Source organism: Couchioplanes caeruleus (assembly GCF_023499255.1).
In the GTDB taxonomy this organism is placed as follows: Bacteria; Actinomycetota; Actinomycetes; order Mycobacteriales; family Micromonosporaceae; genus Actinoplanes; species Actinoplanes caeruleus_A.
Genome location: NZ_CP092183.1, coordinates 7,878,851 through 7,901,970, shown reverse-complemented (window position 1 = coordinate 7,901,970; position 23,120 = coordinate 7,878,851). Strand labels below are relative to the sequence as shown.

Sequence of the window (23,120 nt, the reverse complement as noted above, 5' to 3'; positions counted from 1 at the left end):
CCGGGGCCGGCCGGGTAAGCGCCGAGGATGACGGATCATCCTGTCGACCAGCCCTTCGGCGAGCTGGAGACGGTGCACACGTTCGACAGCGGGCCCATGCCGACGGGCGTCAGCGTCTCCGCGCGGGGCCGCATCTTCGTGAACTTCCCGAAGTGGGGCGACGACGTGGAGTTCACCGTCGGCGAGATCCGCGACGGCACCGTGGTCCCGTACCCGAACCAAGCCTGGAACAGCCCGTCCGCCGACGACGACCCGAAGGCGTTCGTCTCGGTGCAGAGCATCGTCGTGGACCCGGCCGACCGGCTGTGGGTGCTCGACACCGGCTCGCCCATGTTCCAGAAGACCCAGGTCGGCGGTCCCAAGCTCGTCTGCATCGACCTCGCGAACGACACCGTGATCCGCACCATCGTCTTCGACCGCAGCGCCGCGCTGCCGACCACGTACCTCAACGACGTGCGTTTCGACCTGCGGCGCGATGTCGCGTACATCACCGACTCGTCGGACCAGGGCCCCAACGCCATCATCGTGGTTGACCTGGGCAGCGGCACCGCCTGGCGTCGGCTGCACGACCACCCGTCCACGAAGGCGGAGACCCCGCCCGCGTTCCTGCCCGTGGTGGAGGGCGAGCCGTTCATGGAACGCCCCGAGGACGGCGCCCCGGAGCCGGTCACGATGGGCGCCGACGGCATCGCGATCTCGGCCGACGGCTCCCGCCTCTTCTACTGCCCGCTGATGTCACGCCGCTGGTACAGCGTCTCCACCGACGCCCTCCTCGACGGCGAGATGAGCGAGGAGGACGTGGCGGCGACGGTCGTCGACGAGGGCGACAAGGGCGGCGTCGCCGACGGCCTCGAAACCGACGACCAGGGCCGCGTGTACGTCACGAACGCCGAGCACAACGCGATCCTGCGCCGCCTGCCCGACGGCACCATGGAAACCGTGGCACACGACCCCCGCCTGCTGTGGCCGGACACCATGTCGGTCGCCGAGGACGGCTACCTCTACGTGACGGCCAACCAGTTGCACCGCCAGGCCACGTACCGGCGCGGCCAGGACCAGCGGCGCTACCCGTACCAGCTCTTCCGCGTCCACATCGGCGCCGGCCCGGTCCGCCTCACCTGAACCGGCGCGTTCACCGCGGCCACTGCTGCGCCACCTCCACCGGCCGATCGCCCGCCGAGGCGGCGATGAGGCGTCCGGTGCCGTCGGAACCCTGCACGCCCATCGCCCGAATCCGTACTGTCGGCCGCCGCCAGATGAAGCGGGGTCGCGAAGAGTGACCAGCTCACGTGCGGGCCGGCAGGTTGTGCAGCGTGGCGGCGGTCAGCTTGCCGCTCTCGATCTCCGCCGTCATGTACGTGCCGTACGGCTGCCGTCGCCGGTCCGTCGGACTGCCCGGGTTGAGCAGCCGGAGCCCGCGCGGGGTGGTGGTGTCCCACGGAATGTGGGAATGGCCGAAGACCAGGACGTCCGTGTCCGGGAAGGCCTCGTCGCAGCGGCGTTCGCGGCCCTTGGCGTCGCCGGTCTCGTGGATGACCGCCAGGCGCAGACCGCCCAGCGTCACCCGGGCGATCTCGGGCAGGCGGGCGCGCAGGGCGGCCCCGTCATTGTTGCCGTAGCAGGCGATCAGCCGCCGGGACCGGGCCTCCAGCGCGTCGAGCATCGGTACGTCGACCCAGTCGCCGGCGTGGATGACGACGTCGGCCACGTCGATCGCTGACCACAGTGGGGCGGGGAGGTCCCGGGCTCGCTTGGGGACGTGGGTGTCGGTCGTCAGGACCAGGCGCATGGAGCCACTGTAGGGTCTCGCGGGCCGGGAAGCGCTTCCCCGAGATCGCCGATCATGTCCCGTATGTGGCATAGGACCGTCCTGGTGGTTCCAGCTCATTCGGACGCGTCGATGGCGGCGGAAAAACGTAATCGGCGCCGGGTCGATACCTCGCGCCCGACCGCCCTTGACTCTGGCCCAATCGGGCATAGCGCCAGCTAGAGGCGGATGCCGGGAGGAGTGGACGGCGACCGGGTGCGGTGCGGGTACCGGGACTGCGCGGCGAGTCCTGACCGATCGGCGGAACCGGTTCCGGGACCGCGTCCGTAACCGGTACGCCGACCCTTTGACACATCGACGTAACGAACTTAGCGTCCACACCACACGGGTGAGCGCTCTCCCACGATCGTCCGCCCGTGCCGGAGCTTTCCCCGGCTCCTGCCTCATCCGGACGCGAACCCCGCGCGTCCGTACCTCCATACGAGGAGAAGCGAAGCCATGACCGTCCCCCAAACCATCCCCCGGCCTCGCAGCCGGTGGCGTCTCGGCGCCACCGGCGGCCTGGTCGTCGCGGTCGTCGCGGCGTTCGGCGCGTTCACCACGCTGACCGCGCACGCCGCCGAGACGCTGCTCTCGCAGGGCAAGCCCGCGACCGCCTCGTCCTCGGAGAACCCGGGTGCCTTCCCGGCCTCGGCCGCCGTCGACGGCAACACCGGCACCCGCTGGTCCTCCGCGTTCTCCGACCCCCAGTGGCTGCAGGTCGACCTCGGCGCCAGCTCGGCGATCAACCGGGTGGAGCTGAACTGGGAGGCCGCGTACGCGAAGACCTTCAAGATTCAGACCTCGAACGACGCCAGCAGCTGGGCCGACGCCAGCCCCGCCACCGCCGGCGTCGCGGGCGTGCAGAGCGTGACCGTCAACGCGACCGGCCGGTACGTGCGCATGTACGGCACCGAGCGCGCCACCGGCTACGGCTACTCGCTGTGGGAGTTCAAGGTCTTCGGCGGCACCTCGACCGGCCCGACGACCCCGCCCACCGGCCCGACCGTCCCCGGCGGTGGCAGCCTCGGCGCGAACGTGATCGTCTTCGACCCGTCGATGTCGAGCGCCTCGATCCAGAGCCAGGCCGACACGATCTTCAAGCAGCAGGAGTCGAACCAGTTCGGCACCCAGCGCTACGTGCTCGCGTTCAAGCCGGGCACCTACAACGGCCTCAACATCCAGGTCGGCTTCTACACCTCCGTGCTCGGCCTCGGCCAGAACCCGCAGGACGTGCGGATCAACGGTGACATCACCGTCGACGCCGGCTGGTTCCAGGGCAACGCGACCCAGAACTTCTGGCGCTCGGTCGAGAACATCTCGGTGTACCCGGTCAGCGGCGCCAACCGGTGGGCCGTCTCGCAGGCCGCCCCGTTCCGCCGCATGGACATCCACGGCGACCTCAACCTCGCCCCCAACGGGTACGGCTGGGCCTCCGGCGGCTACATCGCCGACTCGCGGATCAGCGGCTCGGAGCAGCAGTACTCGCAGCAGCAGTGGTTCACCCGCAACAGCCAGATCGGCTCGAGCCTGAACGCGGTGTGGAACCAGGCCTTCGTCGGCGTGCAGGGCGCACCGGCGTCGAGCTTCCCGAACCCGCCGTACACGACGATCGGCACGGCCCCGGTCATCCGGGAGAAGCCGTACCTCTACCAGGCCGGCGGCCAGTACGCGGTCTTCGTGCCAAACCTGCAGCAGAACGCGTCCGGCGTGACCTGGGCGAACGGCAACACGCCGGGCACCAGCCTCCCGCTGAGCCAGTTCTACGTCGCCAAGCCCGGTGACTCCGCCGCGACGATCAACCAGGCGCTCGCGCAGGGCCTGAACCTGATCTTCCAGCCGGGCGTCTACCACGTGAACCAGACGATCAACGTGACCCGCGCCAACACGGTCGTGCTCGGCCTGGGCTACGCGACGATCATCCCGGACAACGGCGTCACCCCGATGCAGGTGGCCGACGTGGACGGTGTGAAGGTGGCCGGCCTGCTCTTCGACGCCGGCACCACCAACTCGGCGAACCTGCTGGTCATCGGCCCGAACGGGTCCTCGGCCAGCCACGCCGGCAACCCGACCACCGTGCAGGACGTGTTCTTCCGGATCGGCGGCTCGATCGCCGGCAAGGCCACCAACAGCCTGCTGGTGAACAGCAACAACACGATCATCGACCACATCTGGGCGTGGCGCGCCGACCACGGCAACGCCGGCACGTACGGCTGGACGGTCAACACCGCCGACAGCGGCCTGATCGTCAACGGTCAGAACGTCACGGCGTACGGGCTCTTCGTCGAGCACTACCAGAAGTACGAGGTCATCTGGAACGGCAACGGCGGCCGCACGTACTTCCTGCAGAACGAGCAGCCGTACGACCCGCCGTCGAACGCGGCCTGGCGCAGCGGCGCCAACGGGTACGCGGCGTACAAGGTGGCGGACAACGTCACGAGCCACGAGGCGTGGGCGATGGGCAGCTACTGCTACTTCAACGTCAACCCGCAGGTGCACTCGGACCGGGGCTTCGAGGTTCCGGTGAACGGCGGCGTGAAGCTGCACAGCATCTTCACGGTCTCGCTGGGTGGCAACGGGGTCATCGACCACGTGGTCAACAACACCGGCGGCCCGGCGCAGGGCACGGCGACCGTACCGGTGACGGTCACCAACTTCCCGTGAGCCGGTGATCCGCTAGGTAGGTAGCAGTTCTCCCGAACCGCGCGGGATCAGCGTCGTCAGGATGCTGATCTCGCGCGGTTCTCCCGTGTGCCCGTCGATGCGCTCGAACAGCGCCCGGGCCGCGGCCCGGCCCATCGCGGCCGGGTCCTGCGCCACCACGGTGACCGGCGGATCCAGCAGGTCGGCCAGGGGGAAGTCGTCGAAGCCGATGAGCGCCACGCGGTGCTGCAGGGCGAGCCGGCGCAGCGCGCGCAGCGCCCCGATGGTGATCAGGTTCTGCGCGGTGAACAGCGCCGTCGGCCGGCCCGGCAGCCTCAGCAGGGCCAGCGCTGCCGCCTCCGCGCCGCAGTCCGGCGCGACCGTCTCGTACGGGGGGAGGCCGGCCTCGCGCATGGCGTCGCGGTACCCCTGCCGCCGGCTGCGGGCGGTCGCGATCCGCGGGGCGTCGCCGAGGAAGGCGATCCGGCGGTGGCCGCGGGCGAGGAGGTGGCGGACCGCCTCGGCCGTACCGCTGCGGTTGGTGGCCAGCACGGCGTCGCCGCGGTAGCCCGCCGGCGGCCGGTCGACGAACACCACGGGCGCGCCGGGCTGCCAGTCGGTGGCCAGGTAGCCCTGATCAGGAGCGGTCGGGGCGAGGATCAGCCCGTCCGCGTGCCGCCGGGCGAACGCGTCCGCGAGGTCCCGCTCGCGGCCCGGGTCCTCGTCGAGGCTGCCGGTCAGCACGTGCACCCCGCGCCCGCGCGCCTCGTCCTCGACGGCCCGGTTCACCGCGGCCGAGAACGGGTTGCTGACGTCCTCGAGCAGGACGCCGATCGTCCCCGTACGCCGATCGTTGCGCCGCAGCATGCTGGCGCCGAGGTTCGGCCGGTAGCCGAGCGACGCGACCGCCGCCCGAACCCGCGCGACCAGCACGGGGTCCACGGTGGCCTCGCCGTTCACCACCCGCGAGACGGTCTTGAGGCTGACGCCCGCGCTGCGGGCGACGTCGTTCATCGTGGGCCGCCCCATCGGTTCCCCCTTGATGATCACCGTACGCAACGATCCGGAAACTAATTGTTGACAGTCGATGGCCCGAGTCGTCTACTGCAAGACAACGTTGTCTCTCGATTCCTGCTAAATCGATTTGGAGGAGACATGCGTGGATCAGAGCTGATCTTGGGACGGGTGTGCCCCGCCCTGACCGTCATGACGCTGCTGCTCGGTACGGCGGCGTGCGGCGGCGGGGACGACGGTGGCGGGTCCGGCGGCGGCGACATCGTCGGGCTCATCACCAAGACCGACACGAACCCCTTCTTCGTCAAGATGAAGGAGGGCGCGCAGCAGGCCGCGACGCAGCAGGGGCTGAAGCTGCAGTCGTTCGCCGGCAAGCAGGACGGTGACAACGAGGCCCAGGTGCAGGCCATCGAGAACCTGATGTCCTCGGGCGCCAAGGGCTTCCTCATCACGCCGAGCGACTCGAAGGCGATCGTGCCGTCCATCGACAAGGCGAAGCAGCAGGGCATGCTGGTCATCGCGCTCGACACGCCGACCGACCCGCCGGACGCCGTCGACGCCACCTTCGCCACCGACAACTACCAGGCCGGCAAGCTGATCGGGCAGTGGGCGAAGGCCAAGTTCGCCAAGGACGGCAAGCAGGCGAAGATCGCCATGCTCGACCTCAACGCCAACCAGGTGTCCGTGGACGTCAAGCGGGACCAGGGGTTCCTCGACGGCTTCGGCATCCCGGTCGGCGACCCGAACCGCATCGGCGACGAGAACGACCCGCGCATCGCCGGCCACGACGTCACCGACGGGGCCGAGGACGGCGGGCGTACGGCGATGGAGAACCTGCTGCAGAAGGACCCGTCGATCAACCTCGTCTACACCATCAACGAGCCCGCGGCGGCCGGGGCGTACCAGGCGCTCAAGGCGGCGGGCAAGGACAAGACCGTCACCATCGTCTCGATCGACGGCGGCTGCCCGGGCGTCGACAACGTCGCGAAGGGCGTCATCGGGGCGACCTCCATGCAGTTCCCGCTGAAGATGGCGTCGCTCGGCATCGAGGCCATCGCGAAGTTCGCGAAGGACGGGACCAAGCCGGAGGCCACCGCCGGCAAGGACTTCGTCGACACCGGCGCCCAGCTGATCACCGACCAACCGCAAGCCGGCGTGGAGGCCAAGGACTCCGCGTGGGGCAAGCAGAACTGCTGGGGCTGACGATGGCGACCGCAACCGAGACCGCCACCGACTTCGACACCGCCCGGCACGACTCCTTCGGGCTGCGCGTCCAGCACGTCCTGCACGGCAACCCGGTCCTCGGCCCGCTCGCCGTCCTGGTCGTCGCGATCATCGCCTTCTCGCTCGTCAACACCCGCTTCTTCTCGGCCGCCAACCTGTCGCTGGTGCTGGCCCAGGTCACCGTCATCGCGACGCTGGCGCTCGGTCAGACGCTGGTGATTCTCACCGCGGGCATCGACCTGGCGGCGGGCGCCATCGCGGTCTTCTCCTCGGTCCTGATGGCGAACTTCTGCACCAAGCTGGGCATGCCCGGGGTCCTGGCGCTGCTGCTCGGCTTCGCCTGCGGTACGGCCATGGGCGCGCTGAACGGCTTCCTCGTCACCCGGATCAAGCTCCCGCCGTTCATCGTCACGCTCGGCACGCTGACCATCTTCTTCTCGCTCAACGCGGTCGTGTCGAAGAGCGAGACCGTACGCGGCTCCGACATGCCGTCGCTGATGACGTGGACCGGTACGACGATCCCCATCGGCGGGTTCCGGCTCACGTACGGCTCGATCATCATGCTGGCGCTGTTCGCGTACTTCTTCTACGCGCTGCGCTCCACGGCCTGGGGCAAGCACGTGTACGCGACCGGCGACGACATCGAGGCCGCCCGGCTCGCGGGCATCCGGACCAACCGGGTGCTGTTCTCCGTCTACACGGTCGCGGGCCTGCTGTACGCCGTCGGCGGCTGGATCCTCATCGGCCGGCTCGCCTCGGCCAGCCCGAACGTCGGCACCGACTACAACCTCGACTCGATCACGGCCGTGGTGCTGGGCGGCACGAGCCTCTTCGGCGGCCGCGGCGGCGTCCTGGGCACGCTGATCGGCGCGCTGATCGTCGGCGTCTTCCGCAACGGCCTGCAGCTCGGCGGCGTCGAGGTGGTCTGGCAGGGCTTCGCCATCGGCCTGCTCGTCCTGGTGGCGGTGTCGCTGGATCAGTGGATCAGGAAGGTCAAGTCATGACGACTCCGGTTCTGCAGGCCAAGAGCCTCACCAAACGGTACGGCCGGGTCGTCGCGATCGACGGCAGCGACCTCGAGCTGTATCCCGGTGAGATCCTCGCGGTCATCGGCGACAACGGCGCCGGCAAGTCCAGCCTGATCAAGGCGCTGTCCGGGGCGCTGATCCCGGACAGCGGCGAGATGTACCTGGATGGGCGGCGGGTGCAGTTCCGCAACCCGATGGAGGCGCGGGAGGCCGGTATCGAGACCGTGTACCAGACGCTCGCCGTCGCGCCCGGGCTCGACATCGCCGACAACCTGTTCCTGGGCCGGGAGCAGCGGCGGGCCGGCGTCCTCGGGTCGGTGTTCCGGATGCTGGACCGCGGGCACATGCGCTCGGAGGCCCGACGGCACATGTCCGAGCTGGGCATCGGCACGCTGCAGAACATCGGCCAGGCGGTGGAGTCGCTCTCCGGCGGCCAGCGGCAGGCGGTGGCGGTGGCCCGGTCGGCGGCCTTCGGCAGCAAGGTGGTGATCCTCGACGAGCCGACGGCCGCGCTGGGCGTCAAGGAGGGCAACCGCGTGCTGCAGCTGATCCGCGACGTCCGCGACCGCGGCCTGCCGGTGATCCTGATCAGCCACAACATGCCGCACGTCTTCGAGGTCGCGGACCGCATCCACATCCAGCGCCTCGGCCGCCGCGCGACGGTCATCACCCCGAAGTCCCACTCCATGTCGGAGGCGGTCGCCATCATGACCGGTGCCGCCCCGCCACCGGCCGCGGCGGCCTGAGAGCCGAGTCGTGGGCCGGTCAGGCGCCCCAGCCCGCCTGCCGGCCCCCGACCCGCTCCGCGACGATCCGCTCCTGGTAGCCGCTGCGCCGGTACGCCGCCACCGGGTCCGGGTCGAGGCCCATGTCCGCGCGGACCTCGGCGAGCAGCGGCCGTACGTCGGTGTTGTACGCGTCCATCAGCACCCCGTTGGCCTCCAGCACGTCGCCGTCGTGCTGGGCCTTGGCCAGCGCCTCCCGGTCCACGAGCAGCGCCTTGGCGGTGGCCTCCTGGATGTTCATGACGGACCGGATGATGGCAGGTATCTTCGTCTCGATGTTATGACATTGGTCCAGCATGAAGTTGATGCCGTACGCCGGATCCAGCGCGTCGCCGCGGACGATCTCGTACATGATGCGGAACAGCTGGAACGGGTCCGCGGCGCCGGCCATCAGGTCGTCGTCGGCGTAGAAGCGGCTGTTGAAGTCGAAGGCGCCCAGCTTCTGCTGCCGCAGCAGGAACGCCACGATGAACTCGATGTTCGTGCCCGGCGCGTGGTGCCCGGTGTCGATGCAGACCGTCGCTTTCTCGCCGAGCTCGACGCAGTGGGCGTACGAGGTGCCCCAGTCCGGGACGTCGGTGGCGTAGAAGGCCGGCTCGAACAGCTTGTACTCGAGCAGGATGCGCTGCTGGTCGCCGAGCCGGTCGTACGCCTCGCGCAGCGCCGCGGCCAGCCGGTCCTGCCGGTTGCGCAGGTCGTCCTGGCCGGGGTAGTTGATGCCGTCGGAGAACCACAGCTTCAGGTCGCGCGAGCCCGTGGCGTCCATGATGCCGACCGCCTCGAGCAGGTGGTCGGTGGCCTTGCGCCGTACGCCCGGATCGGGGTTGGTGACCGACCCCAGCTTGTAGTCGTCGTCCTGGAAGACGTTGGTGTTGATGGCCCCGATGCCGACGCCCAGCGACGCGGCGTGGTCCGCCAGGGCCTGGTAGTCGTCCACCCTGTCCCACGGGATGTGCAGGGCAACCGTGGGTGCCACGCCGGTGAACCGGTGCACGACCGCCGCGTCGGCGATCTTCTCCTCGGGGGTGCGCGGCACGCCCGGCTGGGCGAACACCTTGAACCGGGTGCCGGAGTTGCCGAAGGCCCACGACGGGGTCTCGATCCGCTGCGCGGCGAGCGCGCGCTTGACGGCGGACGTGTCAGTCATGACGACTCCAAGTGAAAAACTTCTCTGAGCTGGGGAAACCCCTCCGACGGGTGGGTGCCGGAGAAGAACCCCGCCATCTCGGCCTGCCAGCGGGTGTTGACGTCCAGTGCCTCCATCGCCGCCTGTGACGCGGCGAGGTCGTCCGCTTCGACGTAGCCGATGAGCAGCCCGTCGTCGCGGAGGAAGAGCGAATAGTTGCGCCAGCCGGTGGCCCGGAGTGCGTCCTGCATCTCGGGCCACACGGCCTGGTGACGTTCCACGTACTCCTCGATCCGCTCGGGGCGGACCTGGAGCTGGAAGCAGTAGCGCATCAGAAGTGGAACTGGTCGATGTTCTGTGCGGTGAACTCGGTCGGCGGCCCGAGGACGATTTCGCCGTCCGCGCCGATCGTGTACTCGCCGAGCTTGCCGGCGGTGAACTTCTCGCCCTGCTTGCCGGTGATCTGCCCGGAGGCGAGCGCGGCGCCGGCGTACGCGGCCAGGTAGCCGATGTCGGCCGGGTTCCACAGCGCGAACTTCTTCACCGTGCCGTCCTTGACGTACTCGCGCATCTGGTTGGGCAGGCCCAGCCCGGTGATCGCCACCTTGCCCTTGTAGTTCGACGAGCTGACGTACCGCGAGGCCGCGGCGATGCCCACGGTGGTGGGGGAGACGATGACCTTGAGCTTCGGGTACGACTGCAGCAGGCCCTGCGCCTCCTGGAACGACTTCTGGTCGTCGTCGTTGCCGTACGCGGTCTTGACCAGCTTGAGCTTGCTGTACTCGGGCTTGGCCAGCTCCTTCTTCATCACCTCGATCCAGGCGTTCTGGTTCGTGGCGTTCGGGGTGGCCGAGAGGATCGCGATCTCACCCTCCCCGCCGGCCAGCTCGTTCGCCATCTTCACCAGGCTCTCGCCGATGCCCTGGGTGGTGGCCTGGTTGATGAACGCGTCCCGGCAGTCCTTGGAGGCGTCGGAGTCGAACGAGACCACCTTGATCTTCGCCTGCCGGGCCTGGTTGAGCGACGGGCAGACCGCGTTCGGGTCGTTGGCCGCCACCACGATCACGTCCTGCTGCTGCTGGATCAGCGTGTTGATGTAGCTGACCTGCGAGGAGGCGCTGGCGTCGTTCGGGCCGACCAGCTTGTACTCGCCCTTGAGCTCGCCGACCGCCACCTTCCCGCCGCTCGTCTCCACATCGGAGTACGGGTTGTTCAGCTGCTTCGGCAGGAAGGCGATCTTCAGGCCCTCCTTGGTCTTGGCGTTGGGGTCGGCCGAGGCGCCGGGCTGGGCGGCCGCGCCGCCGTCCGAGGACGAGCTGTCCTTGGTCGTGCCGCCGCACGCGGCGAGACCCAGGACGAGAAGTGAGGCGCTGGCCGCGGACAGTAGCCGGTGATGGGTGCGAAGCATGACGGGCTCCTATGCGAGGGGGGAATTGCGACGGGGGGAATTCAGTGGGCGGCGGCCTGGCGGAGTCTCCGCCGATGCCAGGTGGCGCGGATCGAGGAGGTGACGTTGGGCAGAAGGACGGAGAGCACCAGCAGCGCGCCGGTGACGATGTTGAGCGCCTGGCCGGAGACGTCCTGCAGCCGCAGAGCGTTCTGCAGCGCGGCGAGCAGCACGACACCGGCGAGCACGCCGGGCAGGGTGCCCCGGCCGCCGAAGATCGAGACGCCGCCCAGCAGCACCGCGGCGACCACGGCCAGCTCGAGCCCCGAGCCGTTGTCGGCGCGAGCGCTGGAGTACCGCAGCGTCCACAGGACACCGACGAGGCCGGCGATCGCGCCGCTGGCGACGTACAGCCAGAATTTGGTGCGGGCCACCCGGATGCCGGAGAAGTGCGCGGCCTGGGCGTTCGCGCCGATCGCGTACAGCGATCGGCCGAACGGCGTCGCATGCAGGACCACCCCGAAGATCAGGGCGAGCGCGACGATGAGGATGAGCACGTTCGGTACGGCGCCCCCGCCGATCGTGCCGGTGACCCAGCCGGTGTAGTTCCACGGGAAGTCCGCGACCGCCCCGTCGCCCAGCACCACGAACGCGAGGCCCCGGTAGAGGGCCAGCGTGCCGATCGTGACCGCCAGCGAGGGCAGCCCCAGCCCGGTGACCAGGAAGCCGTTGAACGCGCCGAGGAGGGCGCCGACCAGCACGCAGAGCGGGATGATCATCTCGATCGACAGCCCGTTGTTCCAGAACCAGCCCATCAGCGAGCTGGTCAGGCCCAGCGTGCTGGCCACCGAGAGGTCGATCTCGCCGGTCACGATGATGAAGGTCATCGGTAGCGCGACCAGCACGATCGGCATCAGGTCGAGGATCAGGAAGGTGAAGTTCCGGCTGGTGCCGAAGTTGGGTACGCCCACTGACGCGATCACCAGCACGAGGACGGTCAGCGCGATGATGATGCTGTCCCAGCTCGCCAGCCTTCTTCGCAGCTCAGACATGGCTGTCCCTCTTCTTCAGCGAGCGGGCGATGCGGACGGCGACCAAGCGGTCGGCGCAGATCGCGAAGAGGATCAGCGCGCCGACGATGGCCTGCTGCCAGAACTGGTTGATGTCGAGCACGGCCAGGGCGCTGCCGATCACCGTGAGCAGCAGCGCGCCGAGCCCTGCGCCCCACACGGTGCCGCTGCCGCCGAAGACCGCGACCCCGCCGACCACGACCGCGGCGACGACGTTGAGCTCGTACCCGTTGCCGGCCGAGGCGTCGACCGTGCCGAAGCGGGCGGCGAAGAGAACGCCGGCCAGCCCGGCCAGGGCGCCGCTGAGCAGGAACGCGCCGAGCAGGTTGCGGGCGACGCGGATGCCGGCGAGCTCGGCGGCCTGCGGGCTCGAGCCCATCGCGTACAGCTCGCGGCCCACCCGGTAGTTGCGCATGAGCACGGAGACCCCGACGACCACGACCACCGCGATCAGCACCAGCCACGGCACCCCGAGCACCGAGGCGTTGGCGAACTGCAGGAAGTGCCGCGGCAGCTCGTCGGCGTTGACCTGCCGGCCGCCGGCCCACGAGTACGTGATCCCGCGGAACATGTAGAGCGTGCCGAGCGTGACCACGAGCGCGGGGACCCGGCCGTACCGGACCAGCACGCCGTTGATCAGGCCGGCCACGGCCCCGACCGCGAGACCGACCAGCAGCGCCACGATCATCGGCAGGTCCGGGTTGGCGCTCATCATCGTCGCGACGGTGAAGGCGCTCAGCCCGAGCACCGAGCCGACGGACAGGTCGATGTTGCGGGTGATGACGACGACCGCCTGGCCGGCCGCCATCACCGCCAGGATCGCCGTGTTGAGCAGGATGTCGCGGATGCTCTGTCCGGAGAGGAAGCGCGGGTGGCTCGCGGTCGTGTACGCCACGAGGACCGCCAGCGCCAGGATGATGCCCAGCTCCCGCGTCTTCACCAGCCCGCTCAGCGACAGCCCGGGACGCTTCGACTTCGTGGTCAGCGCGGCCGTCATGATGTCTGCCCCATGGCCGCGTACATGACCGACTCCTCAGTGGCTTCTTCACGGGTCAGCTGGGCCGCGACGTGCCCCTCCCGCAGGACGACGATGCGGTCCGCCATGCCGAGCACCTCGGGCAGCTCGGACGAGACCATGACGACGGCGAGCCCGCGCGCCGCCAGCGTGGACAGGAGGCGGTGCACCTCGGCTTTCGTGCCCACGTCGATGCCGCGGGTCGGCTCGTCGACGATGAGCAGCCGCGGCCCGGTGGCCAGCCACTTGGCCAGCACGACCTTCTGCTGGTTACCGCCGGAGAGCGTGCCGACCGGGTCGGAGAGCCGGCCCAGCCTGGTCTGCAGCTGCTGGGTCCAGCTCGCCGCCTCGCGCCGTTCCGCGCCGCCGAACAGCAGGCCGAGCTTCGCCAGCGCCCGCGAGCGGGGCAGCGTCACGTTGCGTTCGATCGAGAGCTCCATGATCAGGCCCTGCTGGCGGCGGTCCTCCGGCACCAGCCCCATGCCCGCGGCCATCGCGGCGCGTGGCGAGCCCGGCTTGAGCTTCCTGCCGAGGAAGCGCACCGAACCGGAGTCGTACCGGTCGACGCCGAAGACGGCCTGCATCACCTCGGAGCGTCCGGCGCCGACCAGCCCCGCCAGCGCGACGATCTCCCCGGCCCGCACGGTGAAGCTGACATCGCGGAAAACGCCCTCGCGGCTCAGCCCCTCGACCTCGAGCACGGTCTCGCCGATCGTGGCTTCTTGCTTGGGGTACAGCGCGCTGAGGTCGCGGCCGACCATGCGGCGGATCATGTCGTCGACGGTCAGGTCGGCGACCGGCTCGGTGCAGACGTGCCGGCCGTCGCGCAGGATCGTGACCCGCTGACAGAGGGCGGTGATCTCCTCGAACCGGTGCGAGATGAACATGATGGCGGCGCCCTCGTCGCGCAGCGCGCGGGTCACCGCGAAGAGCCGGTCCACTTCGACGCCGCTGAGCGCGGCGGTCGGCTCGTCCATGATGAGCACCCGCGCCTCGCTGGACAGCGCCTTGGCGATCTCGACGAGCTGCTGGTCGGCGATGGACAGTCCCCGGGCCGGACGAGCCGGGTCGATGCGCACGCCCAGCCGGGCGAACAGCCGCTCGGCGTTGGCGTTCATCGCCCGGCGGTCGATCTGCCGCAGGCGGGTCAGCGGCTGGTTGCCCATCGCGATGTTCTCGGCGACGGACAGGTCGGGGAAGAGCGTCGGCTCCTGGTAGATGACCGCGATCCCGGCGGCCTTGGCGTCTGCCGGCCCGGCGAAGTCGACCTCCGCGCCGTTGACCGCCAGGGTGCCGGTGTCCGGCCGGTGCACCCCGGCGAGCATCTTGACGATCGTGGACTTGCCGGCGCCGTTCTCACCGACCAGCGCGTGGGCCTCGCCGGCGTGCAGCGCGAAGCTGACCCCCTGGACGGCCGCCACGGCGCCGAACGACTTGGTCACGTCGCGCACCTCCAGCAATGCGCCCATGGCCACCTCCGCACTGGGGTTGAAATGTTTCAGACGCCGTGGGACGAAGGTAGGTGGCGCCGATCACACATGTCAAGCGTTCAGGCGAAACCTGGGCGGGCGGATGCCGTACGATGTCGCTTCAACGTTTCAAGGGGGCGCAGTGGTGGGGAACGGCAGGACCCCGTCGGTCAAGGACGTCGCCGCCGCCGCGGGCGTGTCGCTGGGCACGGTGTCGAACGTGATGAACCGGCCCGAGGTGGTCAGCCCGGCCACCCGCGAGCGCGTCGAGCGGGCGATGGCCGAGCTCGGCTTCGTGCGCAACGAGTCGGCACGGCAGCTGCGCGCCGGGACCAGCCGCACCCTGGCGTACGTGATGCTCGACGGCGGCAACCCGTTCTTCCACGACGTCGCGCAGGGCATCGAGCTCGCCGCCGAGGACGCCGACCTGTCACTGTTCATCTGCACCAGCAACGGGCGCGCCGACCGCGAGGCCGTGCACCTCGACCGGCTCGTGCAGCAGCGGGTCCAGGGCGTGCTGATCACGCCGGTCAACCCGGACGCCCCGCACCTGACCGAGATCTCCCGCCGGGGCATCCCCGTGGTGATCGTCGACCGGGTCGGTGCGGGCGGCGCCTTCTGCTCGGTCGCGGTCGACGACGTGCTGGGCGGCCGCATCGCCGTCGAGCACCTCGCCGAGCAGGGGCACACCCGGGTCGCCGTGGTCGGCGGCCCGGAGTCGCTCGGTCAGGTCCGCGAGCGGCTCGAAGGCGCGCGGCAGGTCTGGGCCGAGCTCGGGCTGCCCGCCGAGGACCTCATCTATCTGCCGACGGCCGCCCTCAGCGTCGCCGAGGGCCGCTCGGCGGGGGAGCGGCTCGCCGGCATCCCGGCCCGCCGCCGGCCGACCGCGGCGTTCTGCGCCAACGACCTGCTGGCGCTCGGGCTGCTGCAGCAGAGCATCGGCGCAGGCCTGCGGGTGCCGGAGGACCTCGCGATCGTCGGCTTCGACGACATCGAGTTCGCGGCGGCGGCGGCCGTGCCGCTGAGCTCGGTGCGTCAGCCGCGCCAGGAGCTGGGCCGGGCGGCCGCGCAGCTCGTCCTCGAGGAGGCGGCCGGCGGGCGGCACGAGCATCAGCAGCTCTCGTTCGTCCCCGAGCTGGTGGCGCGGGCCTCGACGGTCCTGCGGTCGAAGGTCTTCTGACAACGTTTCAGATCAGGCCGTTTCCGCGCCGGGCTCTTGACCGGCTTCGGCGAAGCCCCGTAACGTCCCCGGCAGCGATGAAACGTTTCACGAGAGTTGGGGGCCGTTGATGACCAACCCCGCAGTCGCCGAGCTGCTCGGCCGCAGCAACCGTCTGGGCGCCGATCCCCGCACCACCAACTACGCGGGCGGCAACACCTCGGCCAAGGGCGCCGAGACCGACCCGGTCACCGGCGCCCCCGTTGACCTGCTGTGGGTCAAGGGCTCCGGCGGCGACCTCGGCACGCTGAACGAGGCGGGGCTCGCGGTGCTGCGGCTCGACCGGCTGCGCGCGCTCACCGGGGTGTACCCGGGCGTCGAACGCGAGGACGAGATGGTGGCCGCGTTCGATTACTGCCTGCACGGCCGGGGTGGTGCCGCGCCGTCCATCGACACCGCCATGCACGGCATGGTCGAGGCGCCGCACGTCGACCACCTGCACCCCGACGCCGGCATCGCGCTCGCCACCGCCGCCGACGGTCCGGCGCTCACCAAGGAGATCTTCGGCGACCGGGTGCTCTGGGTGCCGTGGCGCCGCCCCGGCTTCCAGCTCGGCCTCGACATCGCCGCCGTACAGCGGGCCAACCCGCAGGCCATCGGCGTCATCCTCGGCGGTCACGGCATCACCGCCTGGGGCGCGACCAGCGAGGAGTGCGAGGCCCGGTCGCTGGAGATCATCGGTACGGCGGCGGCGTACCTGGCGGAGCACGGCCGAGCCGAGCCGTTCGGCGCGCTGGTGCACGAGCCGCTGCCCGAGCAGGCCCGGCGCGAACGTGCCGCGGCGCTGTTCCCGCTGCTCCGCGGCCTGGCCTCCACCGACCGCGCACAGGTCGGGCACTACACCGATGCCGAGGTCGTGCTCGACTTCGTGGGGCGCGAACGGATGCCCGGGCTCGCCGCGCTCGGGACGTCGTGCCCCGACCACTTCCTGCGGACGAAGGTGAAGCCGCTGGTGCTGGACACCGTCCCGGACGCGCCGCTGGAGCAGGTGGAGGGCCGCCTCCGGGAGCTGCACGCGGCGTACCGCGAGGACTACCGCGCCTACTACGAGCGGCACGCCACCGCGGACAGCCCCGCGATGCGCGGCGCCGACCCGGCCATCGTGCTCGTTCCGGGCGTCGGCATGTTCAGTTTCGGCGCGACCAAGCAGACCGCCCGCGTCGCCGGCGAGTTCTACGTCAACGCGATCAACGTGATGCGCGGCGCCGAGGCGGTGTCCACGTACGCGCCGATCGACGAGTCCGAGAAGTTCCGCATCGAGTACTGGGCTTTGGAAGAGGCGAAGCTCCAGCGGATGCCCAAGCCGAGGCCGCTCGCCACCCGGGTCGCGTTCGTGACCGGCGGCGGCTCCGGCATCGGGCGGGCCGTCGCGCTGCGGCTCGCCGCCGAGGGCGCCTGCGTGGTGATCGCCGACCGCAACCTCGACGCGGCCACCGAGGTCGCCGGCGAGATCGGTGGCTCCGACGTCGCCGTGGCGGTCGAGGCCGACGTGACCTCCGGTGAGGCGGTGGAGCGGGCGATGCGCGCGGCCGTCCTCGCCTTCGGCGGCGTGGACCTGGTCGTCAACAACGCCGGGCTGTCCATCTCGAAGCCGTTGCTGGAGACGACCGAGCAGGACTGGGACCTGCAGCACGACGTGATGGCCAAGGGCTCGTTCCTCGTCTCGCGCGCCGCGGCCGCCGTGATGACAGCGCAGGGCGTGGGCGGCGACATCGTCTACATCTCCAGCAAGAACTCGCTGTTCGCCGGGCCCAACAACGTCGCGTACGGCGCCGCCAAGGCCGACCAGGCGCACCAGGTCCGCCTGCTCGCCGCCGAACTGGGCGGGCACGGCATCCGGGTCAACGGCGTCAACCCCGACGGCGTGGTGCGCGGCTCCGGCATCTTCGCCGGTGGCTGGGGAGCGCAGCGCGCCGCGGTGTACGGCGTACCCGAGGAGAAGCTGGGTGAGTTCTACGCCCAGCGCACCCTGCTCAAGCGGGAGGTCCTGCCGGAGCACGTGGCGAACGCGGTGTTCGTGCTGACCGGCGGGGAGCTGTCGCACACGACGGGCCTGCACATCCCGGTGGATGCGGGCGTCGCGGCTGCGTTCCTGCGGTGACGACGTTCGCGGCGGTCGACCTGGGCGCGTCCAGCGGGCGCGTGATGGCCGGCCGCGTCGGGCCCGGCGTGTGTGAGCTGAGGCCCGTGCACCGGTTCCCCAACGAGCCGGTACGGGCCGCCGGCACCCTGCACTGGGACGTCCTCGCGCTCTACCGCGGCGTCCTCGAAGGACTGCGCCGGGCCGGGCCGGTCGACGGCATCGGCATCGACTCGTGGGCGGTGGACTACGGCCTGCTGGACGCGAGCGGGGCCCTGCTCGGCAACCCGGTCCACTACCGCGACTCGCGCACCGACGGGGTGACGGCCAAGGTCGCCGCGACGATCCCCGAGGACCGGCTGTACGCGCGTACCGGCCTGCAGAAGTTGCCCTTCAACACGATCTACCAGCTCGTGGCCGCCGCCGGGACGCCGCAACTGGAGGCCGCGCGGCAGTTGCTGATGATCCCGGACCTGCTGGCGTACTGGCTCACCGGCGAGCGCAGGGCCGAGGTCACCAACGCGTCGACGACCCAGCTGCTCGACGTGCGTACGGGGCAGTGGGCCACGGACCTGATGACGTCGCTGGACATCCGGCCGGGGCTGTTCGCGCCGCTGCGGCAACCCGGCACGGTCGTCGGCCCGGTGCTGCCCGAGGTGGGTGTGGGCACGCCGCAGGTCATCGCCGTCGGCTCGCACGACACGGCGTCGGCGGTGGCCGGGGTGCCCGCGGAGTCGGAGCACTTCGCGTACATCTCGTGCGGGACGTGGTCGCTGGTCGGGGTGGAGCTGGACGCGCCCGTGCTCACCGAGGCGTCGCGGCTGGCCAACTTCACCAACGAGGCCGGCGTCGACGGGACCGTGCGGTACCTGCGCAACGTGATGGGCCTCTGGCCACTGCAGGAGTGCCTGCGTGAATGGGGCGAGCCCGACCTGCCCGGACTGGTGGGCGCGGCGGAGGCCGTACCCCCGTTCCAGGCCGTCGTGGACCTGGACGACCCGGTCTTCCTGCCACCCGGCGGCATGGAACGACGGATCTGCGAGCGCATCGGGCGCCAGCCGGGGCGCGCGGAGATCGTCCGGTGCATCGTGGACAGCCTCGCGCTGGCCCACCGGCGGGCGGTACGCCAGGCGCAGGAGCTCTCCGGCCGGCGCGTCGACGCCGTGCACATCGTCGGCGGCGGCGCCCGCAACGACCTGCTCTGCCGCCTCACCGCCGAGGCCTGCGGGCTGCCGGTGCTGGCCGGTCCGGTGGAGGCCACCGCGCTGGGCAACATCCTCGTGCAGGCGCGCGCGGCCGGAACGATCAGCGGCGACCTCTCGGCAATGCGGGCCCTGCTGCGGGAGACTCAGCACATCGTGCGCTACGAGCCCCGCGGTGACGACGCGGCGTGGCGGGCGGCCGAGCGGCGGCTGGGAGGCTGATGTGCGGATCGCGCTGTTCGTGACGTGCCTGGCCGACACCATGTTCCCGGCGGCGGCCAAGGCGACGGTCACGCTGCTGGAGCGGCTCGGCCACGAGGTGGTCTTCCCTCCAGGCCAGACCTGCTGCGGGCAGATGCACATCAACACCGGCTATCAGCGGGACGCGCTTCCCCTGATACGCCGCCACGTGCGCACGTTCGCACCGTACGACGTGATCGTCGCGCCCTCGGGCTCGTGCGTCGGATCGGTGCGCCACCAGCACGCGATGGTCGCGAGGGGCGCGGGTGACCTGTCGCTGGCCGCCCGCGCCGAGGACGTGGCGGGCCGCACGTACGAGCTGTCCGAGCTGCTCGTCGACGTGCTCGGGGTCGAGGACGTGGGGGCGTACTACCCGCACCGGGTCACGTACCACCCGACCTGCCACTCGCTGCGGATGATCCGGGTCGGTGACAAACCGCTGCGGCTGCTGCGCCACGTACGCGGTCTCGAGCTCGTGGAGCTGCCCGCGGCCGAGCAGTGCTGCGGATTCGGCGGCACGTTCGCGCTGAAGAACGCGGACACCTCGGCGGCGATGCTCGGCGACAAGATGCGGCACGTGCTCGAGACCGGCGCCGAGGTCTGTACGGCCGGCGACGCCTCCTGCCTCATGCACATCGGCGGCGGGTTGTCGCGGCTCGGGTCGGATGTGCGTACGGTCCACCTCGCGGAGATCCTCGCAGCATCGGAGGCATGATGAGCACCTTCCTCGGGATGCCCGCGACCGCCCCGCGCGGTGTCGGCCACCTGCGCGGCGACGAGTCCTTCCCGGAGGCCGCCCGCAAGGCGCTCGGCAACGAGCAGCTGCGCCGCAACCTCGCCCACGCCACCACCACGATCCGCGGCAAGTCCGGTGCGGTCGTCGCCGAGCTGCCCGACTGGCAGGAGCTGCGGTCGGCGGGGTCCGCGCTCAAGGCCGCGACCATGGCCCGCCTGCCCGAGCTGCTGGAGCAGCTGGAGGCGAACGTGACCGCGGCCGGCGGCGTGGTGCACTGGGCGGCCGACGCCACCGAGGCCAACCGGATCGTCACCGGCCTGGTCGAGGCCACCGGTCACCGCCGGGTCATCAAGGTCAAGTCGATGGCCACCCAGGAGATCGGGCTCAACGAGGCGCTCGAGGCGGCCGGGATCGCCCCGGTCGAGACCGACCTGGCCGAGCTGATCGTCCAGCTGGGCCACGACAAGCCCAGCCACATCCTGGTTCCGGCCATCCACCGCAACCGTACGGAGATCCGCGACATCTTCCTGCGCGAGATGCCCGGCGTCGACCCGGCGCTGACCGACGACCCGGCGACGCTCGCGGCGGCGGCGCGGCGCTACCTGCGCGAGACGTTCCTGAGCACCAAGGTGGCGGTCTCGGGCGCCAACTTCGCGGTCGCCGAGACGGGCACACTCGCCGTGCTGGAGTCGGAGGGCAACGGGCGGATGTGCCTCACGCTGCCCGACACCCTGATCACCGTGATGGGCATCGAGAAGGTGGTGCCCACGTGGCGGGACCTGGAGGTGTTCCTCCAGCTGCTGCCGCGGGCGTCGACGGGGGAGCGGATGAACCCGTACACGTCGATGTGGACCGGGGTGACGCCGGGCGACGGCCCGCAGGAGTTCCACCTGGTGCTGCTGGACAACGGGCGCACCGCCGTCCTCGCCGACGAGGTGGGACGCCAGGCGCTGCACTGCATCCGCTGTTCCGCCTGCCTCAACGTCTGCCCGGTCTACGAGCGCACCGGCGGGCACGCGTACGGGTCGGTCTACCCCGGCCCGATCGGCGCGGTGCTGTCCCCGCAGCTCACCGGGGTCGCCGACAACGCGTCACTGCCGTACGCGTCCTCGCTCTGCGGCGCCTGCTTCGACGCCTGCCCCGTGAAGATCGACATCCCGTCGATCCTCGTGCACCTGCGCAACGAGGCGCCGCACCCGCGCACCGAGCGGATCGCGATGGCCGCGGCGGCGTACACGATGGACCGTCCGGCCCTGTACGCCCGCGCGCAGCACGCCGCCAAGCTCAGCCGCCACGCCACACGCCTGCCCCCGCCGCTGAACGGCTGGACCGCGAGCCGCGACCTGCCGCAGCCGCCTCCCGAGACGTTCCGCGACTGGTGGGCGGCGCGATGACCAGCAAAGACCTGATCCTCCGCCGCATCCGCGCGGCCCTCGGCGACACGGCCGTCCCGGACGTCCCCCGCGACTACCGCCGGGCCGGCGCGGGGAAGCCGGACATCGAGCGGCTCGTCGACCGGCTTGTCGACTACAAGGCCGTGGTGCACCGCGGCTCGGACATCGCCGGGATCGTCGCCTCGCTGGAGCCCGGCCGGCTCGTCGTGCCGCCGGGGCTCGATCCGGCGTGGCTGCCGCCGGGCGTGGGCACGGTCGAGGACGAACACGACGCCGACGCGGTGCTCACCGCCGCCACCGTCGCGATCGCGGAGACCGGCACGATCGTCCTCGACGGCTCGCCCGACCAGGGCCGGCGGGTGATCTCGCTCCTGCCGGACCTGCACATCTGCGTCGTCCGCCCGGACCAGGTCGTCGCGGCCGTGCCGGACGCGATCGCGCGGCTCGACCCGCGCCGCCCGCTGACCTGGATCAGCGGGCCCTCCGCGACCAGCGACATCGAGCTCAACCGGGTCGAGGGAGTGCACGGTCCGCGGCGCCTGCACGTGATCCTCACCGACCGCTGATCGGCGCAGCGTGCCACGATGGTGACCATCCGTTCCGCGATGCTGTCGCCCGGCCACCGTGACGACTAGGCTGGCCATCGACCCTCATCGTGGAGGTTCCGATGGCTGACCGGCTGACCCACGAACCGCTCACCACGCCGGAGCACCTGCTGACCGTCACGACGGCCGGGGTGACCGACGACTACGCCCGCCTGCGCTGTGTGGGCGAGATCGACCAGGCCACCGCGCCGCTCTTCGCCGCCGCGCTGGCCGAGGCCGTGCCCGGCCGGCACCGGGTCGAGGCCGACCTCGCGGAGGTCAGCTTCATGGACTCCTCCGGGATCAACGCGCTGGTCCAGCACCGGGTCCCCGGCTGCGACCTGGTCGTCACCAACGTTCCGCCGCACATCCGGCGGGTCTTCGACATCACCGGCCTGACCCCCATCCTCTGCGCCTGAGGGCGGGCGCGTCTGCGGCAAGCTGAGCCGATGACGACCATCGGTTTTCTGCACACCGCCGACGTGCACGTCGGCACCTTCCGCCGGCTGCTCCGGGAGCTGGGTCCCGGCTGCACGGACGTCCACGTCGTCGACGAGAGCCTGCTCGCCGATGCCCGCGAGCGTGGGGTCGACGGCGACGTCGAGCGCCGCCTCCTGGGCCGCCTGCGGGAGGTGGCCGCCCGTCGCCCGGACGTCATCGTGTGCACCTGTTCCACGCTGGGTGGCCACGCCGAGCGGATGGGCGCGGCGGTGGGCGTACCGGTGCTGCGGGTGGACCGGCCCATGGCGGAGGCGGCCGTTGCGGCCGGCGCCCGGATCGGGGTGGTCGCCAGCACCGCCTCCACGCTCGGCCCGACGTGCGAGCTGCTGGCCTCCTGCGCGCGGCCCGGCACCGAGATCGTCGAGGCGCCTTGCCTCGACGCCTGGCCACTGTTCCTGGCGAGCGACTTCGACGGGTACGCCCACCGCGTGGCCGAGCACGCCCGCACGCTCGACGTGGACGTCGTAGTGCTCGCGCAGGCCAGCATGGCGGGCGCGGAACAGCTGCTCGCGGATCTGGGCCGGCCGGTGTTCTGCAGCCCACGTATCGCCGTCCGTCGGACCCTGGAGGACTACACAACTGTGTAGTAATCTGCA

General features: G+C 70.9%; 21 protein-coding genes. 13 read left to right on the top strand and 8 right to left on the bottom strand.

Translation table 11 applies throughout. The annotated features are described in order from the left end of the window. The first annotated feature begins 27 nt into the window (after positions 1–27). Entirely contained in the window at positions 28–1,122 is a 1,095-nt protein-coding gene (locus tag COUCH_RS36510) for a major royal jelly family protein (protein ID WP_249609686.1), read from the top strand. A 163-nt stretch (positions 1,123–1,285) separates the two neighbouring features. Here COUCH_RS36510 and COUCH_RS36505 read toward each other — a convergent pair whose 3' ends face one another. Beyond that, positions 1,286–1,789 carry a metallophosphoesterase family protein gene (locus COUCH_RS36505; protein ID WP_249609685.1) on the bottom strand — a complete coding sequence of 168 codons (504 nt, stop codon included), beginning with the start codon at positions 1,787–1,789 and terminating at the stop codon, positions 1,286–1,288. A 477-nt stretch (positions 1,790–2,266) separates the two neighbouring features. Here COUCH_RS36505 and COUCH_RS36500 point away from each other — a divergent pair, with 477 nt between their 5' ends. After that, complete coding sequence (locus COUCH_RS36500) at positions 2,267–4,471, top strand: discoidin domain-containing protein (RefSeq protein WP_249609684.1); 2,205 nt, start codon at positions 2,267–2,269, stop codon at positions 4,469–4,471. Between the two features lie 12 nt (positions 4,472–4,483). Here the strand turns inward: COUCH_RS36500 and COUCH_RS36495 are convergent, their stop codons facing one another. Then, positions 4,484–5,500, bottom strand: a complete 1,017-nt coding sequence (locus COUCH_RS36495; protein WP_249609683.1) for a LacI family DNA-binding transcriptional regulator — start codon at positions 5,498–5,500, stop codon at positions 4,484–4,486. 105 nt (positions 5,501–5,605) lie between these two features. On the opposite strand from COUCH_RS36495, the gene COUCH_RS36490 reads away from it, so the two are divergent. The 3 genes from COUCH_RS36490 to COUCH_RS36480 are packed head-to-tail and all read left to right on the top strand — an operon-like array spanning position 5,606 to position 8,462. Then, a complete protein-coding gene (locus tag COUCH_RS36490) occupies positions 5,606–6,667 on the top strand; it encodes a sugar ABC transporter substrate-binding protein (RefSeq protein WP_249609682.1) in 1,062 nt (353 codons plus the stop codon). Beyond that, on the top strand, positions 6,640–7,692 hold the full coding sequence (locus COUCH_RS36485) for an ABC transporter permease (protein ID WP_249609681.1): 1,053 nt from the start codon (positions 6,640–6,642) through the stop codon (positions 7,690–7,692). Before COUCH_RS36490 ends, COUCH_RS36485 begins: the two co-directional genes overlap by 28 nt. Continuing rightward, the gene (locus COUCH_RS36480) at positions 7,689–8,462 is read left to right on the top strand and encodes an ATP-binding cassette domain-containing protein (RefSeq protein WP_249609680.1); all 774 of its coding nucleotides are present in this window, start codon (positions 7,689–7,691) and stop codon (positions 8,460–8,462) included. Before COUCH_RS36485 ends, COUCH_RS36480 begins: the two co-directional genes overlap by 4 nt. A 19-nt stretch (positions 8,463–8,481) precedes the next feature. Here the strand turns inward: COUCH_RS36480 and rhaI are convergent, their stop codons facing one another. From rhaI to COUCH_RS36450, 6 genes are read right to left on the bottom strand one after another with little or no spacing between them, the layout of a single operon-like run. After that, entirely contained in the window at positions 8,482–9,648 is a 1,167-nt protein-coding gene (gene rhaI / locus COUCH_RS36475; protein WP_249609679.1) for an L-rhamnose isomerase, read from the bottom strand. Further along, positions 9,645–9,959 (bottom strand): L-rhamnose mutarotase, encoded by a 315-nt coding sequence (locus COUCH_RS36470; RefSeq protein WP_249609678.1) that lies wholly within the window; start codon positions 9,957–9,959, stop codon positions 9,645–9,647. The genes rhaI and COUCH_RS36470 overlap by 4 nt, the downstream gene beginning before the upstream one ends. Next, positions 9,959–11,035, bottom strand: a complete 1,077-nt coding sequence (rhaS, locus tag COUCH_RS36465; protein WP_249609677.1) for a rhamnose ABC transporter substrate-binding protein — start codon at positions 11,033–11,035, stop codon at positions 9,959–9,961. The genes COUCH_RS36470 and rhaS overlap by 1 nt, the downstream gene beginning before the upstream one ends. Before the next feature lie 41 nt (positions 11,036–11,076). Further along, entirely contained in the window at positions 11,077–12,066 is a 990-nt protein-coding gene (locus tag COUCH_RS36460) for an ABC transporter permease (RefSeq protein WP_249609676.1), read from the bottom strand. After that, positions 12,059–13,081, bottom strand: a complete 1,023-nt coding sequence (locus COUCH_RS36455; RefSeq protein WP_249609675.1) for an ABC transporter permease — start codon at positions 13,079–13,081, stop codon at positions 12,059–12,061. Before COUCH_RS36455 ends, COUCH_RS36460 begins: the two co-directional genes overlap by 8 nt. Then, positions 13,078–14,568: a sugar ABC transporter ATP-binding protein gene (locus COUCH_RS36450; protein WP_249609674.1), complete on the bottom strand. Its 1,491-nt coding sequence runs from the start codon at positions 14,566–14,568 to the stop codon at positions 13,078–13,080. Before COUCH_RS36450 ends, COUCH_RS36455 begins: the two co-directional genes overlap by 4 nt. A gap of 145 nt (positions 14,569–14,713) precedes the next feature. Between COUCH_RS36450 and COUCH_RS36445 the strand changes: the two genes are divergently transcribed. The 8 genes from COUCH_RS36445 to COUCH_RS36410 all read left to right on the top strand — a co-directional run bounded on the left by COUCH_RS36445 (position 14,714) and on the right by COUCH_RS36410 (position 23,111). Beyond that, positions 14,714–15,748, top strand: coding sequence for a LacI family DNA-binding transcriptional regulator (locus COUCH_RS36445; RefSeq protein WP_249609673.1), 1,035 nt, complete (start codon positions 14,714–14,716; stop codon positions 15,746–15,748). Positions 15,749–15,857: 109 nt separating this feature from the next. Continuing rightward, the gene (locus COUCH_RS36440) at positions 15,858–17,888 is read left to right on the top strand and encodes a bifunctional aldolase/short-chain dehydrogenase (RefSeq protein WP_249609672.1); all 2,031 of its coding nucleotides are present in this window, start codon (positions 15,858–15,860) and stop codon (positions 17,886–17,888) included. Beyond that, a complete protein-coding gene (locus COUCH_RS36435; protein WP_249609671.1) occupies positions 17,885–19,291 on the top strand; it encodes a rhamnulokinase in 1,407 nt (468 codons plus the stop codon). Before COUCH_RS36440 ends, COUCH_RS36435 begins: the two co-directional genes overlap by 4 nt. Position 19,292: 1 nt before the next feature. Next, positions 19,293–20,024 carry a (Fe-S)-binding protein gene (locus COUCH_RS36430; RefSeq protein WP_249609670.1) on the top strand — a complete coding sequence of 244 codons (732 nt, stop codon included), beginning with the start codon at positions 19,293–19,295 and terminating at the stop codon, positions 20,022–20,024. Then, positions 20,024–21,439 carry a LutB/LldF family L-lactate oxidation iron-sulfur protein gene (locus tag COUCH_RS36425; RefSeq protein WP_249613924.1) on the top strand — a complete coding sequence of 472 codons (1,416 nt, stop codon included), beginning with the start codon at positions 20,024–20,026 and terminating at the stop codon, positions 21,437–21,439. Before COUCH_RS36430 ends, COUCH_RS36425 begins: the two co-directional genes overlap by 1 nt. After that, complete coding sequence (locus COUCH_RS36420) at positions 21,436–22,005, top strand: LutC/YkgG family protein (protein WP_249609669.1); 570 nt, start codon at positions 21,436–21,438, stop codon at positions 22,003–22,005. Before COUCH_RS36425 ends, COUCH_RS36420 begins: the two co-directional genes overlap by 4 nt. A 101-nt stretch (positions 22,006–22,106) precedes the next feature. Further along, positions 22,107–22,442 carry an STAS domain-containing protein gene (locus COUCH_RS36415; protein WP_249609668.1) on the top strand — a complete coding sequence of 112 codons (336 nt, stop codon included), beginning with the start codon at positions 22,107–22,109 and terminating at the stop codon, positions 22,440–22,442. 30 nt (positions 22,443–22,472) lie between these two features. Continuing rightward, the gene (locus COUCH_RS36410; protein ID WP_249609667.1) at positions 22,473–23,111 is read left to right on the top strand and encodes an aspartate/glutamate racemase family protein; all 639 of its coding nucleotides are present in this window, start codon (positions 22,473–22,475) and stop codon (positions 23,109–23,111) included. Positions 23,112–23,120: the final 9 nt, after the last annotated feature.